The following is a 16,797-nucleotide window of genomic DNA, read 5'->3' as shown; positions in this document are numbered from 1 at the left end:
ATACTTTGTATTAGATTATTGTTTTTCCGCTGCGTTTGCTGGTAAAGATACTTTCGCTGCTGTTTCCTGTATTTCTGTTAGTTTCTGTTGGCATTAAAAGAATGATAAACATAATACCGAAATCCAGTAATATACATCCTGCTAAAACAACCAACTGAAACATCCCGAAATTCTTGATGGCATGGCTAAAAGCATATCCTATTTTTCCTACTTCCTGCGTTTCAGAATGGGTAGGCTCAAATTTCAGTTTATCTTTTCCCAAAATAGATTCTGCTTTTGATCCGAGTCTGTTATACTCTGTTAAAGATTTATCAATCTGCCCTTGAGCCATTAGGTTTATTACATCAGGATTCATCTGTAAAAGATTCTGAATTTCTTTATTCCATCGTACGGAAGCATTATTAATATCACTCATCAGATTTTTTTCTTCCGGAGTAAGGTTATAAACCATCTGTACGATCTGTTCTTCCATTCTGTCGGCAAGATCTGCATATCCGTCAGGAGTTTCACTTACAGGTGTAAGAGGCGTTACTTTTTTGCCGATCATTTTTTCAATTCTTGCAATAATTTGTCTTGCTTCCGGTCCGATCCCGACATTTTTAGGATCACTGATCTGAATTTTCAAAAGATTTAATTCACTTCGGATCGCCTGTCTTGTCTTAGCATCGGGGACGGAGTAATTCAGCTTAGATTCTACATCCGTTTCCAGCGCACTGAATTTTTCGTTAACATTACGCAGTTCTGTTGTATAAATATCGGTTCTCATAAACCTTGTATACAATGCATTAAAATTGGCAACGAAACAAAATGAAGCAAAGAAAAAATAGATCCAGCTTAGTGAAGACGGAGACTGTCCGCTGGTTTTTGCCCTTCTTATCTGCCAAAGTAAAAAAAGCAGGATAAGAGAAAGCACCAAAGCAATAACAAAGGAGCTCCCTCCAAAAATCTGCTGTAAACCGAGCCAGGTCTGGTAAAAACTAACACCGATAAGCATTACAGCTAAAATACCGAGAAATAAATCGGTTGCAGTAATTTTTGTTTTCATAGTTAAAATTTTTGTTTAAATCTTTATTTACAGCGGCAATTTATTACGGTTTTCAGCATTTTCTTTACGGTTTTCCGTAAATCAGGAAAAATTACGGTAAAAAGAAAAATGCCTCCGTTATGTAACGAAGGCATTTTATTATTTATTGATGATCTTTTACTTGAAGTACTCCACTCCATTTTTAAAGATGTTGTGATAATTTGCGGTTGGAATATTTTTAAACAGACCTTCTGCAAAACGTTCCGGATGTCCCATTCTTCCGAAAATTTTTCCGCAAGGACTTGTGACACCCTCAATTCCGAATAATGAATTATTGGGATTGAAAGGCATTCCGTGAGCAATATTTCCTTCTAAGTCTAAATATTGAGTGGCAATCTGTCCATTCTCATACAGCTTCTGAATTTCCGCTTCCGAAGCCATGAAACGACCTTCACCGTGAGAAATCGGGATGGTGAAAACCTGATCTTTCATTCCTTTTAACCAAGGCGATTCGTCATTGACGACTTTTACATTGACCATTTGGGAAATATGTCTTCTGATCGCGTTGTGAGCCAACGTCGGCGAATTTTCATCCAAATCTTTGATTCTTCCGTAAGGCAATAATCCGGATTTAACCAACGCCTGAAAACCGTTACAGATCCCGATAATCATTCCGTCTCTGTCGAGCAATTCGTGAACGGCATTTCTCATCTTCTCGTTTTTCAAAACGTTAACGATGAATTTTGCAGAACCGTCTGGTTCGTCACCCGCTGAGAACCCTCCTGAAAAAGCCAGAATCTGAGAAGTTTTGATCTCTTCAACCCAAGCATCAATGCTTTCATCCAGCAATTGGTGATTGATGTTGATTAAAGGTAAACTGCTGATTGCAGCGCCTTCTTTTGCGAAAGCGTTCAATGTATCGTATTCGCAGTTTGTTCCCGGGAAAACAGGCGCAAATACTTTTGGCTGAGCAATTCCGTGTTTTTTGATGATGATATTTCTAGGATTGATTGAGTTTAATTTCTCATCAATAGCAACTGTAATTTTTTCTTTTTCAACAGTTGGGAAAAGGTTTTCGAATGTATTCGTATTTGCAGCTAATAATTTGTCTATGGTTGTTGGTTGATTGTTGATCGTTAAAACTTCGTCTGAAACAACTTGACCTATCAATTGAAGATTTACAGAACTTAATTCTTCTTTAGATTCGATGATTAAGCTACCGATATTTTTCGCTAATAATGCATTTTCAGCAACCGTAATTTCAGCGCCTAATCTGTTTCCAAAGGTCATTTTTGCTAAAGCAACCGCTACTCCGCCTTCTTTTACGGTTTTTACAGAAACGATTTTTCCTGTTTTGATATTTTCGAAAATAAATTCATAAATATTTTTTAAAGCATCGTAATTTGGAAGTCCGTTTTCCTGAGCGATATGACTGAAGAAATACACTTTATTTCCTTCGTTTTTAAATTCAGGAGAGATCACATTTTTCTTCTCGCCATTCGCGCAAGCGAACGAAATCAACGTTGGCGGCACATTCAGATCCTGATACGTTCCGCTCATTGAGTCTTTCCCACCGATGGCTGCTAAACCGAAACTGATCTGAGCATCGTAAGCTCCCAAAAGTGAAGCCAAAGGTTTTCCCCATTTTTCAGGATTCTGACCTAATTTTTCAAAATATTCCTGAAAACTGAATCTGATGTTTTTATAATCGCCACCCATTGCAACGATTTTCGCCACACTTTCTACAACAGCATAAGAAGCTCCTAAAAGTGAGTTTTGCTTTGAAATTTCTGCATCGAATCCCCAACTCGCCAGAGAAACGGTTTCAATATCTTTTGCTCCGATGATCGGCAATGTCTGAACACTTCCTTCCATTAAAGTCTGCTGATATTTTCCACCCAAAGGCATTGCAACCGTAGTTGCACCAATCGATGAATCGAACATTTCCAGCAATCCTTTCTGAGAAGCAACATTTTTATCGCTTAAAATCTTTAGGAAATTCTCTTCATTAAATGCAGGTGTTTCTTCTTTTACTTCATTCAGATGGGTAATTTTAACTTCCTGACTTTTTGAACAGCCATTCGTATCTAGAAACGCTCTTGAAAGGTCAACAATTTTATCGCCTTTCCAGAACATCTGCATTCTTCCTGAGTCTGTTACTTTTGCCACCTCAACAGCAACAATGTTTTCAGCCTCACAGAATTTGATGAACTGTTCTTTATCTTTTGGTTCTACTACAACCGCCATTCTTTCCTGAGATTCGGAAATAGCAAGCTCGGTTCCGTTTAACCCTTCATATTTTAATGGTAAAACATCTAAATTAACTTCTAAAGAATCTGCGATTTCGCCAATTGCCACAGAAACACCTCCCGCTCCGAAGTCATTGGATTTTTTAATCAGTCTCGTTACTTCCGGATTTCTGAACAATCTCTGAATTTTACGTTCTTCAACGGCATTTCCTTTCTGAACTTCAGAACTCATGGTGTGGATTGAAGTTTCGTCCTGTTCTTTCGAACTTCCGCTTGCACCTCCAACTCCGTCACGACCTGTTGCTCCTCCTAAAATAATGATAGAATCACCATTTGCAGGTTTTTCACGTCTTACCCAATCCACAGGAACGGCTCCGGCAACGAAGCCAACTTCCATTCTTTTCGCTTTGTAGCCTTCGTCATAAATTTCAGAAACCATTGTTGTCGCCAAACCAATTTGGTTTCCATAAGATGAATATCCGTTTGCTGCCTGTTTCGTGATTGTTTTTTGAGACAATTTTCCCGGTAATGTTTTATCAACCGGTTCCAAAACGTCTGCAGCACCCGTTAATCTCATCGCTTGGAAAACAAAAGAACGCCCAGATAATGGATCTCTGATCGCTCCACCTAAACAAGTTGAAGCACCACCAAAAGGTTCGATTTCTGTCGGGTGATTGTGGGTTTCGTTTTTAAATAATAAATACCACGGTTCTTTTTTACCATCGTATTCAGCTTCAATCTGGATTGTACAGGCATTGATCTCGTCAGAAACCACAAGATTCTCCAAATTGCCTGTTTTATGGAAATATCTTCCGCAAACAGTTGCCAGATCCATTAAGGAAATAGGCTTCAATTCACGTCCTAAGAATTTTCTTTTTTCGATATAATCATTGAAAATGGTTTCCAATGTATGTTTAAACTGTCCTTCGAATTCGATATTAGACAATTCCGTTTCAAATGTTGTGTGACGACAGTGGTCGCTCCAATAGGTGTCTAAAACTTTAAGTTCCGTTTCTGTAGGATTTCTCTGTTCCGATTTAAAATATTCCTGAATGAATTTCAAGTCATCCAAACCTAAAGCAAAACCGTGATTATTAAAGAATTCCTCAAGCTGAGCATCATCAAAATTGATAAAACCTTCATGAACAATAACTTTTGACGGTGTTTCTTCCGCAGGAATGTTTAAAGTTGATAAATCTTTTTCCTGAGATTCCACTTTATTAATCAAAAGGTCTTTGATTTTCACCAAATCAGATTCGGAAATACCTTCGAATTCGATCAGCTTTCCGCTTCTTACTTTAGATTTTTCATTTCCAGTCAGCAAAGCAATACATTGTTGGGCAGAATCTGCACGCTGATCGTATTGCCCCGGTAAAAATTCCAATGCGAAATAAATTCCCTGTGCAGGATTTTCTTCGATTAAAATATCAGTAACCGGATCTACGAAAGTACTGTTAACTACCTTTTCGAATTCACCGTCATTTAATCCGAAAATATCGTACACGTTGTATACTTTTACTTTTTGGATGGACGGAATAACCGCTTTTACTTCATCAAAAATTTTTGGACTTTCCACATCGAAAATTCCTCTTTTTTCTACGAAAATTCTTTTGTTTTGAGACATTAGATGTCAGATATTTAAATATTATTAGACTTATTAGTTAATTTACTCATCTTTGTTAAGATCAGTTATCTTGCGGGAATTTACAATAAGATAATACTTTTGAGAAGTATTATATTCGATTGAATTTTCCTGTTTCCACTTTTGGTAGCCTTTGTAATCAAATTGATGATTTTCAGGAGGAATTAATAAATAATAGTAACTCTCCATCAAAAATTCATCTATAAAGCCGGATTCTCTTAGTTTTATAAAGAAGCCAATTAGATTATTTGTTTCGTAACCTCCTTTGCTTGGTTTCGGATTTTTTTCCGTTTTATAGTCAATAAAACCATTAATACCAGCAATCTGATAGTTTAAAAGTATACCCGGAATTCCTGATGCTCTTTCATATTTATTGATATTTTCATAGATCCACCTCATCTTATTAGTTGCACTACTCATAGCACTTCTAAGCATTAGAGAATCACGAAAACAGGCTTTTGCGTAATAAATATTTGAATATCTCGTCAAAGGATTTTTTTCAACAATTTTTGATGGCATTATTTTTTTCAAAAACTCATCCTGTCTGTTATCCAGAGCCAAAGTATCATTTCCTTTCTGACTTGTTTCTGAAACAAAGATCCAAAATCCTGCATCATAAACTCTTACATTTATTAATCTGTCAAGATGCGAAAAATAAGTGCTAATTCCATTGAGTTTAAAATTGCCGTCATTAAAACTTATTGTTTTATTGATAGCCTCTTTAGGACTGTATCTTCTGCTTTTAAGATTTTCGAAATAATAATTAAAAAGCCTCTCTTCATCTAAACCTCCTAAAACTATTTTGAACTGAAAAAGAACATCATTATTTTCATTTTTATATTCTGCAGAAAAGACACTATCATTTTTAGAATTTGCAAATAAAGCTATTCTTGAAAAATTACCCAAATTCATTGGCGCAGAAATTCCAGAAATAGGATGTTCAAAATCTGTATTTGATTTAATTTTTTTATTCAGTTTTAATTCCTGCGAAAATATCATCACAGGTAATAAGAGCAAAACAAAAAAGATACTAATCTTCATACAATTATTAATAAAATATGCAGCCCAAAAAGACTGCATATTGATTTATACTTTAAGATCAGCTTCTAATCCTATCAAATCTTTGTTGGCATCAATAATCGGCTGAACTTCATTGGCAATGAATTCTTCCGTTTGAATTGGTGCAAAACCGATGAAGTTTTTAGGATCGAGAACTTCTTTTAATTTTGATTTATCTAATTTCAACGAATCGTCGTTCAGGATTCTTTCGATAAGGTCGTTTTCTTTACCTTCTACTTTTACCTGCTTGGAAGCTTCCATAGAATGAACTCTGATTACTTCGTGGATTTCCTGACGGTCACCACCAGCTTTCACTTCTTCCATAATGATGTATTCTGTCGCCATGAAAGGAAGTTCTTCCATAATATGTTTGTTGATTCTGTTCGGATAAACAACGATTCCGTTCATGATGTTGTTCCAGATCAATAAGATTGCATCAACCGCTAAAAAAGCCTGAGGAATGGTTAATCTCTTGTTTGCAGAATCATCCAAAGTTCTTTCAAACCATTGGGTCGAAGCTACCATTGCAGAACTTGTGGTTAAAGACATAACGTATTTTGCCAATGCCCCGATTCTTTCGCTTCTCATTGGATTACGTTTGTAAGCCATTGCAGATGAACCGATCTGGTTTTTCTCGAATGGTTCTTCAATTTCTTTCAGATTTTGAAGCAAACGTAAATCGTTGGTGAATTTATGTGCCGATTGAGCAATATTTCCTAATAAAGCAACTACTTTAGCATCGATTTTTCTGTCGTAAGTCTGTCCGGAAACGCCAAAAACTTTCTCGAAACCGAATCTTTTTGACAATTCTTTATCTAAATGTTTTACTTTAGAATAATCACCGTTGAAAAGCTCTAAGAAACTTGCAGCCGTTCCTGTTGTTCCTTTTACCCCTCTGAAACGTAAAGTTTCTAAGAAGAAATCAAGCTCTTCGATGTCAAGGACTAAACTCTGAAGCCAAAGGGTTGCTCTTTTTCCAACCGTTGTTAACTGAGCTGGTTGGAAATGTGTAAATCCTAAGGTTGGTAAATCTTTATATTGAATTGCAAAATCCGCTAAGTTTTTAATAACGTTAACCAACTTTTTCTTTAAGATTAAAAGTCCGTCGCGAATCTGGATTAAATCTGTATTATCCCCTACAAATGCTGACGTTGCTCCCAAATGAATAATTCCTTTTGCTGAAGGTGCTACATCACCATATGTATGAACGTGAGCCATTACATCGTGTCTGAATTTTTTCTCATATTCAGCTGCCTTTTCGTAATCGATGTTTTCTGCATTGGCTTTCAGTTCAGCGATTTGCTCGTCTGTGATTTCAAGTCCAAGGTCTTTTTCGATTTCAGCAAGGGCAATCCAAAGCTTTCTCCAGTTCTGGAATTTATTGTTATGAGAAAAGTTAAACAACATTTCTTCGCTTGAATAGCGTTCTTCCAAAGGATTTTTGTAGGAATTCATTCTTTTCTTTTACTTTTTTAGATATGCAAAAATACGGTTTTTCAATGAGAGATAAAAATTAAGGGAGTTGATTTAGTATTTTTTTGATTTTTATCTTAAAAAACTCATTTTTAAAGGGGTTAAAGTCGAATTTTTGTTTCAAATTTAACTAAACACACCTGATTTACTAGTCCCGATTGCAATGAAAATCCTTTTTTAAAAAAAAAGATTGTAATGGAAAGCGGGAAATAGCTCCAAAAAAGATTATGATTAATGGTTGATAGCTGATGTACTGTTGTTCAGATTATTTTATGTGAAATACTGTCTCATAAAAAACAAAAAGTCACTCTTTCGAATGACTCTTTCATTTATTGATAAATGGCAACATCATTTTTCTTAATCTGATAGCCTGTCTTCTTATAAGGTACCAAAACATAGGTGTCTTTGATGTGCTTTCCGCTTTTCCAAACCTTGCTTTTTCCCTTCCTGTCGAGAATAATGCTGTTTGCGCTTCCGTCTGGAATAAAAATTTCGGCTTTCTTCATGTTTTTACTGAAAATAACCGCTGTTGATGTGGTATAGCTTTTATCTGAACTTATCTCGTTTAATTTAATTTTCTGTTCAAAAACTCTTACGCAATCATTTTTGATCTGAGAATAAGTATAACCTGCGGAAGCTTTGCAGCCATGAACATCTTTATCTCCGCCCACGATATGCGTTTGCTGTGCAAAGACTAATGAACCAAGGAACATTGTACTGAATAAAATTGTTTTTCTCATGTTTTAAATTTTAAGTTTTCAATTGTCTAAAAATTATGCCAAAGCACTTTATAGTGAGTGTTTCTTCAAAAATACAAAAAAAGCCACTCTAATTGAGCGGCTTATATGATTTATTTTGTCCAGTTGATTTTGGAATGTTTCACATCGGATGAGTTGGTTCCGATCATGATATCAAATTCACCCGGTTCCCAGTCGTATTTCAGATCTCCGTTGTAGAATTTCAGGTTTTCCGGAGTAATATCGAAGGTAACTTTTTTAGATTCTCCTTTTTTCAACATTACTTTCTGGAAGCCTTTCAGTTCTTTTACGGGTCTTGTAATGCTTCCTACCATATCTCTGATATAAAGCTGAACGACCTCTGCTCCATCATAATTTCCGGTATTCGTTACAGTAACAGATGCCTGAATGGTCTGATTTCCTTTTGGATTAGCATTGGAAACTGTAACATCAGAATAATTGAATTTTGTGTAACTTAATCCATAACCAAAAGGATACAACGGCGTGTTACACTCATCCATATAATTGGAACGGAATCTCTGGTACTCGCATTTATCAACCAATTTCTGATCTAACGGGCGGCCTGTATTTTTAGCATTGTAATAAATCGGCACCTGCCCTAAACTTCTTGGGAAAGTCATCGGCAATTTTCCTGAAGGATTTACTTTTCCGAACAGTACATCAGAGATTGCATTTCCTGCTTCGGAACCTGCAAACCAGACATTAAGAATTGCATCCGGAGTATCTTTAATGTTTGTTAAGGCTAAAGGACGACCTGTGAAAAGAACTACTGCAATTGGCTTTCCTGTCTTTTTTAGTTCATTTAAAAGATCTACCTGAGACTGAGGAATGGTAATTTCTGTTCTTGAAGACGATTCTCCGCTCATTTCAGCAGATTCTCCGATTGCCAGAACAATAACATCGGATTTATTGGCAACATCTACCGCTTCTTTTAATAAAGCTTCTTTTGAACGGTTGTCTCTGTCGGTTTTTTTACCGTGCGCTGCATAGATATCTTCCAGTTTTGCATCATAATCAATATTTGCTCCTTTTGCAGAAAGGAATTTCACTTCTTTACCGAAGTTTTCCTGTAATCCCTGCATCAGATTAACGGCTTTCTCATGTTTTGCTGCAACGCTCCATGTTCCTGCCATGTTCAGAGAGTTATTTACCAATGGTCCGATTACGGCAACGGTTCCTGATTTCTTTAAAGGCAATACCTGATTGTCGTTTTTCATCAAAACCATGGATTGTGCTGCCACATTTCTGGCAATGTTGCGGTTTTCCATATTGTACACCTCTTTTGCAGCCAGTTTTGCATCTCCGAATTTATATGGATCTGAAAATAAACCTAAGTCGTATTTCGCCTCAAGAATTCTTTTTGCTGCCATATCGATTTCAGCCTGAGTTATTTTTCCTTCTGCTAAAGATTTTTTCAGGGTGGTTAAGAATCCTTCGCCTACCATATCCATGTCTACACCCGCTTTTAAAGCCAATGCGGAAACTTCCTGAAGATTTCCCATCCCGTGATCTACCATTTCATTGATTCCGGTATAATCGGTCACTACGAAACCTTTGAAGTTCCATTTGTTTCTTAACACTTCGGTTTGCAGCCATCTGTTTCCTGTTGCCGGAACTCCGTCCACTTCGTTGAAAGAGGCCATTACAGAAGCTACTCCTGCATCTACTGCTGCTTTGTAGGGCGGAAAATATTCGTTGAACATTCTTACGTGACTCATATCCACTGTGTTATAGTCTCTTCCTGCTTCACCTGCACCGTACAGTGCGAAATGTTTAACGCAAGCCAGAATATTGGTTCCATTGGCAAGGTCTTTTCCCTGATAACCATAGACCATATTTTTTGCAATTTCGCTTCCTAAGTATGGGTCTTCACCGGAACCTTCGGAAACCCTTCCCCATCTTGGTTCGCGGGAAATATCCACCATTGGCGAGAATGTCCAGTTGATTCCGTCGGAAGCTGCTTCTTTAGCGGCTATTCTTGCAGACTGCTGCACCAAATTCATATCCCATGAAGCGGCTAATCCCAATGGAATCGGGAAAGTGGTTTCGTAACCGTGGATGACGTCCATTCCGAAAATCAATGGAATTTTAAGCCTGCTGTTTTCCACTGCCACTTTCTGAACGGCTCTGATTTTATCTGCTCCTTTTATATTGAAAAGCCCTCCTACTAAACCCTGTTCGATTTTTTTTCCGATGTCTGAACTTTTAGCCAAACCGGTTGTAAAATCTCCTGAACTTGGTAAATTAAGCTGTCCGATTTTTTCATCTAAAGTCATTTTCGACAAAAGATTATCCACAAAAGCTTTCTTTTTAGCCTGATATTGAGCCGTCTGATAAGACTGAACGGGTTTCGTTACCATTTCCTGTGCCGAAAATACAGGAGCCAATGCTAAAGTGGCGATTACAATTAACTTTTTCATAACTCTATCTTCTTTTAATTATAGTTCTATTTTTAATTTTTTTATCTAAACGAAAAGTCGAAAAGTTTTTTTTAATTATCCTGCCTATTTTCTGTTTGCGAAGGTAATTCTATAAGGTAAAAGTATGAACTATTCATTCAGCAAACACTTTTCGTTTAACGATTTATACTAAATTATTTTTCTTTTCTTTTTGACAGCATCCATTCGTATAATTTAGGATTGGAATAGGTAGAATCCCAAGAATTATGGTTGTCATTTGGAAAAATTGTCAATTCGGCAGAGGGATTTACAGGATGCAGTGCCTGATAAAAATTAAATGCATTTTCCGGTAAAACAACATCATCCATTCCGCCATGAAAGATTTTCATATTCAGATTTTTGTACTGATGGATGTTGGCGTACATTACTCTGTCTGTAGGCGCGCAAACCGGAACGACCGCCGCAAACATTTCGGGATGTTCCATTGCAAGTTTCAGTGTTCCCCAACCTCCCATTGAAAGTCCGGTAAGGTAAATTCTTGAAGAATCCACTTTATATTTTGACTGAATTTCTTTGATCAAATTATATACGGTAACGGTATCCCACCACATATTTTCAGGACATTGAGGTGCTAAAATTGCCACCGGTTCTTTTATTAAGTTTTTATAGGTAAACGGACTGTGCGCTTTTACGATTTCCAAATTATTGCCTCTTTCTCCGGAACCGTGAAGAAAAACAATAAGCGGAACGTTTCCTTTTGCATTCTGAGGAAAATCCAGAATGTAAGAAATTTTTTCCTGTCTTTTTACTTCTTTGTTGAGCTCTGCTTTTATTTCCTGAGCATTTGCTTTTAAAGAAAATAAAAACGGCAGCAACAAAGCGTATTTTAGTTTATATTTCATATCAGAATTTGTATGTTTTGGATATTCTAATTTAACCATTCTTTTTTAATAGCCCCGATTGCAGCATTTGTCTGAGCTCATTTTAGGGTTTCGGCGGCGGCTGCGCCGCCGCCGAAACTCTAAAATAGCGAGTGCGGAAAGCGGGAAACAGCTCCTAAAAAATTATTTAATATGATATTTTTCCGATTTGAAGCTTAGTTTCTTTAATCCCTGCTGAATTTCGGGTGCATTCATGAATAGTTTCCACAAAAATCCGGTTCTGTAATTTTCTATCATCGGCGCAATCGTTCCCTGATCAATCGCGAGATATCTCGGCGTTGTCCAGTTATTGTAATGAATGGACGTTGCATCGTAAGGTCCGGCTAAGCCAATAAATTCAGGTTTTTGGGTATAAATAAATCTTAAAAAATCCATTGATTCTTTTGGAGAATACGGAAAACTGCTCAACGCCGCAGTAGGAGTAATTACCCCACGGTCATTTTGCGGAAAATGTGCATCATATCCTGCGCTTCCATCCTCATTTCTTGAATAACTGGCTGTTAATCCCCAATAATTGGATCCATATCCTTTCCAGTTTTTGGGATTTTCAACGCAATATTTGTAATCAATAAGAACCTGATTTTTATTTAAATCAAAATAGTTTTTGATTAATTTATCTGATAAGTTCGTCGGATCCAGACCGATATAGGAATAATGCGCCCAAAATAAAGGCCCTCCATATTCTGCTGCACCATTGTGCTTTACGTACATCGGTAAACCATATTTTTCTTTATCTGAAAGGTAGGTTCCGTTTCTTGTCCAGCCTTTGTAGTAGGTTTCGGCATCAATCGGATAAGTAGGTGACGAAGCGGCTAAAATATAGGTAATTAAACATTCGTTGTAGCCTTCCAACGGGAAGTTCATTTCCCACTGATAATCGGGCGACCAATGCCAGTAAAGGACTTTCTGCCCTCCTTTTGTGTACCAGTTCCATTGGATGCCTTTCCAAAGCTCGTCACATTTTTTGGCTAAAGCTTTTTCTTCAGTATTTCCGTTTTTAAAATATTCGCGAACCATTAAAATTCCTGAAGTTAAAAAAGCGGTTTCTACCAGATCTCCTCCATTGTCTTTTTTGCCGAACGGCACTGTTTTTCCAGTTTCACCATTAATCCAGTGCGACCAGGCTCCTTTATGACGATCTGCCTTTGCAAGAAAATCCATCATGGTAGTCAATCTTTTCACCGCATCTTTTCTTGGGATAAATCCTCTTTCTACGCCGACTAGAATGGTTGCCAATCCAAATCCTGATCCTCCTGTCGTCACAACATGTTTATCATTATCCGGATAGATATTATCTTCGTGATAGCGTTCTCTTCCTAACATTGAATTGGGTTCTGCATAATCCCAAAAATACTTTAAAGCATCTTTCTGAACTTTATCCATTAACTGCTCGTCTGTGATGTTGTTTTTTACAATCTGAACTTTTGATGCTTTCTGTATGGAAATCTGTGAGTTCTTACACGAAACCGAGAGTGATGATATAGCGATGACTGAAAGTATTATCCTTTTCATAATTTAATTTTGTTTAAAATCCATACTGTGTAGAATGGAATCCTAATTTTATTAATCCCTGCTTAATATCGGGCGCATTCATAAATAACTGCCATAAAAACTGGCTTTTATAATTTTCTACCATTGGTGCAATCGTTCCCTGATCTATTGCAAGATATCTTGGTATAACCCAATTGTAATGAACAGAATATGCATCATAAGGTCCCGCTACACCTACATATTTATTATAATTTTCATTATAAAGGAATCTTAGCATATTCATACTTTCCGTTGGTGTGTATGGCATACTCGACAATGCTGCTGTAGGAGAAATAATTCCTAAATCGTTATTTGGCTGATGTGCAGCGTAATCGTCTCCTCCTGTACTCGGATTTCTGGAATAACTTGCTGTAAGTCCCCAACTTTTTGAATTATAACCCTGCCATCCTTTCGGATTGGCAACGCAATACTGATACATTATTTTAGCATGATTGGTTGTAGCATCACCATAATTTACATATTCATCAGACAAGCCTCTCGGATCCAGTCCTAAAAAAGAATAATGTGACCAAAACATCGGACCTACCGTGCCATTTGCGACGTTATGATTCACCACAACAGGTAATCCAAACTGAGATCCTGTATTTTTTATGCTTCCGCTTCTTGCCCATCCCTGCTGATAAACAGGTTTATCAATTGAGTAATTTGGAGATGCAGCAGCCATGATGTAGGTAATTAACGTTTCATCAAAACCTCTTAACGGCATATTCATCTGCCAATCGTAATTGGGAGACCAATGCCATGTAAGCATATTGGGAGCTGCGGGGTTTTGTGTATACCAGTTCCATTCAATTCCTTTCCATAGCGCATCGGCTTTCTGAGAAATTGCCAGTTCTGAAGCATCTGAAGAGTTTTTAAAATATTCTCTCACACAGATCAGTCCCTGTGCAAGAAATGAAGTTTCTACCAAATCTCCTCCGTTATCTTTCTGACTGAAAGGTACAACCTGACCGTTGGTTCCATTGATCCAATGCGGCCATGCTCCATGAAAACGATTAGCATTCTGAAGGAAATTAAGAGAAGTTGTTAATCTCGAAACCGCTTCACCTCTGGAAATATATCCGTTTTTAATACCCACTAAAATAGTCATGAGTCCAAAACCTGAACCACCAGTTGTCACAATATTTGCATCCTGAGAAGGATTATCGGTATGATATCTTTCTCTTGCCAATTTTGATCCCGATTCGGCATAATCCCAAAAATACTTTAAAGCATCTTTTTGTACCATTTCGATGAGTTGTGCATCTGTGTAGTTGTTGGTGGGAGTTCCAGTATTTCCGCCACCAATTGGCGTTCCTGAAGTTGGTGATGAATCTTCTGAAGAACATGAATTGATTAACAATCCTGTAAATAAAACAATTGTTAGAACTTTAGTCATAGTATAAATATAATAAAAGGAAGATTTCTCTTCCTCTTATTATGGTCTATTTATTTTTTATTAATATAAAGATCATTAACCTCCGCAGGTGTTAGAGCACTTACATACATTCTAAACTGGTCTAAGCTTCCGGACCAGGATTTCATCCAGCCCTCACTAGGGTTTCCAGAACCACCAATTCTAAATCCGTTAATTTTAGAAGTATTAAATTTAACTGCGCCGTGTCCTGCCCAAGTCTTGGTAGATTTTGCAACTCCATCTATATATAGTGTCATTCCAGAAGTCGTAGCATCATAAACAAAAGCTAAATGATGCCATTGATTATCATAAATACCTGTCAAACTACTGTCAGAAGGCCATTCAAACCATTTATCACCCGGCTGCTCATCAACAAAAAATTTAATTGTTGGCATTGCTGCTGTTCCTTCAAATAGAGCAAACATACTTGCTTTTGCCCAATTATCACTTGTCATACTAAAAGCAAATTCCGTGTTACTAGAATCACCATTCTTTTCCCAAAATGCTACTGTAAAACTTCCTGCTTTATTTGCAAAATCATTAGAATTAAGGTATTTCAAGAAGACTTGAGAGCCTCCCCCTTTAAAAGCTTTACCAGCAATTCCATCCACTTGAGTAATTGTATTATCCGGAGCAAAACATGGATATCCTGATAACTCCTCAGCAAATTTGTTTTTTAAATCTGTACCGCTCTTATCAAATGGGACAAAAAACCTAAGATTTCCAGCAGGTAAATTAGCCTGATCTTTAGGGTATTCTCCTAATTCCGGTCTTTCCATATCTTGGCAGTTTGTCAAAATTAAAGACAAACATGAAATACTTAAAATTTTTAAAATACTATTCATGATTAAAAAATTAATAATTAGGATTTTGGATTAATACACCTTGGGCTTTATCAATAGCCGTTTGTGGAATAGGAAAATATTTATTTCTGTCTTGATATCCTAAAATACCTAATACATTAACAGCATCTCCCCAACGAACTAAATCGTAGAAACGTTCACCTTCCATTGCAAATTCAACTCTTCTCTCTTGTTTTATTGCATCTCTTATTTGAGCTTGAGTAGTAGCGGTAGTATTTGACAGACCAGCTCTTGTTCTTATTAAATTCAGATAAGTTATTGCCTTTACCGTATTCCCCATTTCATTAGCACTTTCAGCAGCTATCAAAATAACGTCCGCATATCTCATCAATTTTATATTAGTCCAATGATTTTTATTTTCCCCTTCCTGAGCTCTTCTCGCAGGATCGGTATAAGCTTTCTTATTCCAATATGGTTGAATTGACGATAACGTTGAAGGAACACCTTCAGCACCACCTGAAGCTAATATAGTTGCTCCCTTACGAATATCTCCTGGTTCGTAGGCGTTTATTAAATTCATTGTAGGTACATTAAATCCCCATCCTAAATCCCAAGTACCTGATCCTCTTACACCTTGTGATTCCCAATAGTTATTAGAATAGTTTACTTTATTAATTCTTGCAAACTGTACCTCCCAAATAGACTCAGATTTATTGTCTCCCTGATCAGTAAATAGTGTTGAATATGATGGGTATAGTGAATAGATACCTGAATTAATAACAGTTTCGGCAAATCCTAATGCTTCACCCCAGCTTTTTTGGTAAAGAGCTAACTTTGCCAAATAAGAGTAAGCCATTCCTCTTGTAGCTCTACCTTTCTGACTTGACCAATCCGCCGGTAAAACAGAAGCTGCAAATTGAAGATCATTTTTTATTTGTACATCAACTTCTGCTACACTCGATTTTGCTTTAATTTCATCTTGAGGATTGACAACCTTTTTTGTAATGATAGGAATTTCACCATAATCTCTCCTAAGATCAAAATATGCGAAAGCCCGCATTGCTTTTGCTTCTCCTAAATTTATTAGTGTAGCCGCATCCGGGTTTTGGATTGCTTCAATATCTGCAATTACGCTGTTACATGCAAAAATTAATTTATAATGACCATTCCAGTTTGCTACTGCAGTACCTTCTGTTTTAGAATACTGAAAATTATCCATTATATTACCCATCGCAGAAGCATCGGCAGGAATACTCCCTTTCATTGCATCATCTGAACGGATGCTTTGAAACCAGTGACGGGTCCAATCTGTTACTCCTCCTTCTGTTCTTAATTGGCTGTATAATCCAAAAATCTTAGCTTCCGCACCACCAATACCAGCTTCACCTTCTGTTGCGATTCCTAAAGGTTTTCTATCTAAAAAATCGTCACCACAAGAAGTTAAACTTAAAAAACTTATTGCCGTAAAAAAAGAATATTTAATTATTGTATTTATTTTCATA

General features: G+C 36.9%; 11 protein-coding genes. All 11 read right to left on the bottom strand.

All coding sequences use genetic code 11. The annotated features are described in order from the left end of the window. Positions 1–10: 10 nt before the first annotated feature. Positions 11–1,045, bottom strand: a complete 1,035-nt coding sequence (locus B0E34_RS01955) for a hypothetical protein (RefSeq protein ID WP_087706294.1) — start codon at positions 1,043–1,045, stop codon at positions 11–13. Positions 1,046–1,201: 156 nt separating this feature from the next. Continuing rightward, on the bottom strand, positions 1,202–4,897 hold the full coding sequence (locus B0E34_RS01950) for a phosphoribosylformylglycinamidine synthase (protein ID WP_087706292.1): 3,696 nt from the start codon (positions 4,895–4,897) through the stop codon (positions 1,202–1,204). A gap of 42 nt (positions 4,898–4,939) precedes the next feature. Further along, positions 4,940–5,995, bottom strand: coding sequence for a hypothetical protein (locus B0E34_RS01945; RefSeq protein ID WP_123956505.1), 1,056 nt, complete (start codon positions 5,993–5,995; stop codon positions 4,940–4,942). A gap of 6 nt (positions 5,996–6,001) precedes the next feature. Beyond that, positions 6,002–7,429, bottom strand: coding sequence for an adenylosuccinate lyase (gene purB, locus B0E34_RS01940; RefSeq protein ID WP_087706288.1), 1,428 nt, complete (start codon positions 7,427–7,429; stop codon positions 6,002–6,004). Between the two features lie 347 nt (positions 7,430–7,776). Further along, positions 7,777–8,187, bottom strand: coding sequence for a hypothetical protein (locus B0E34_RS01935; protein WP_087706286.1), 411 nt, complete (start codon positions 8,185–8,187; stop codon positions 7,777–7,779). A gap of 110 nt (positions 8,188–8,297) precedes the next feature. Next, positions 8,298–10,625: a beta-glucosidase BglX gene (gene bglX / locus B0E34_RS01930; protein WP_087706285.1), complete on the bottom strand. Its 2,328-nt coding sequence runs from the start codon at positions 10,623–10,625 to the stop codon at positions 8,298–8,300. 173 nt (positions 10,626–10,798) lie between these two features. Then, positions 10,799–11,506 carry a carboxylesterase family protein gene (locus B0E34_RS01925; RefSeq protein WP_087706481.1) on the bottom strand — a complete coding sequence of 236 codons (708 nt, stop codon included), beginning with the start codon at positions 11,504–11,506 and terminating at the stop codon, positions 10,799–10,801. Positions 11,507–11,668: 162 nt separating this feature from the next. Beyond that, entirely contained in the window at positions 11,669–13,057 is a 1,389-nt protein-coding gene (locus B0E34_RS01920; RefSeq protein WP_087706283.1) for a glucoamylase family protein, read from the bottom strand. A gap of 13 nt (positions 13,058–13,070) precedes the next feature. Then, on the bottom strand, positions 13,071–14,474 hold the full coding sequence (locus tag B0E34_RS01915) for a glucoamylase family protein (RefSeq protein WP_087706281.1): 1,404 nt from the start codon (positions 14,472–14,474) through the stop codon (positions 13,071–13,073). 50 nt (positions 14,475–14,524) lie between these two features. Further along, positions 14,525–15,337, bottom strand: coding sequence for a LamG domain-containing protein (locus tag B0E34_RS01910; RefSeq protein WP_087706279.1), 813 nt, complete (start codon positions 15,335–15,337; stop codon positions 14,525–14,527). A gap of 10 nt (positions 15,338–15,347) precedes the next feature. Next, positions 15,348–16,796: a RagB/SusD family nutrient uptake outer membrane protein gene (locus B0E34_RS01905; RefSeq protein ID WP_087706277.1), complete on the bottom strand. Its 1,449-nt coding sequence runs from the start codon at positions 16,794–16,796 to the stop codon at positions 15,348–15,350. Position 16,797 lies beyond the last annotated feature (1 nt).

The sequence above is a fragment of the Chryseobacterium mucoviscidosis genome (assembly GCF_002177115.1).
Lineage (GTDB): Bacteria > Bacteroidota > Bacteroidia > Flavobacteriales > Weeksellaceae > Chryseobacterium > Chryseobacterium mucoviscidosis.
Note: the sequence above shows the minus strand (reverse complement) of the source record. Positions and strands in the feature narration are given on the sequence as shown.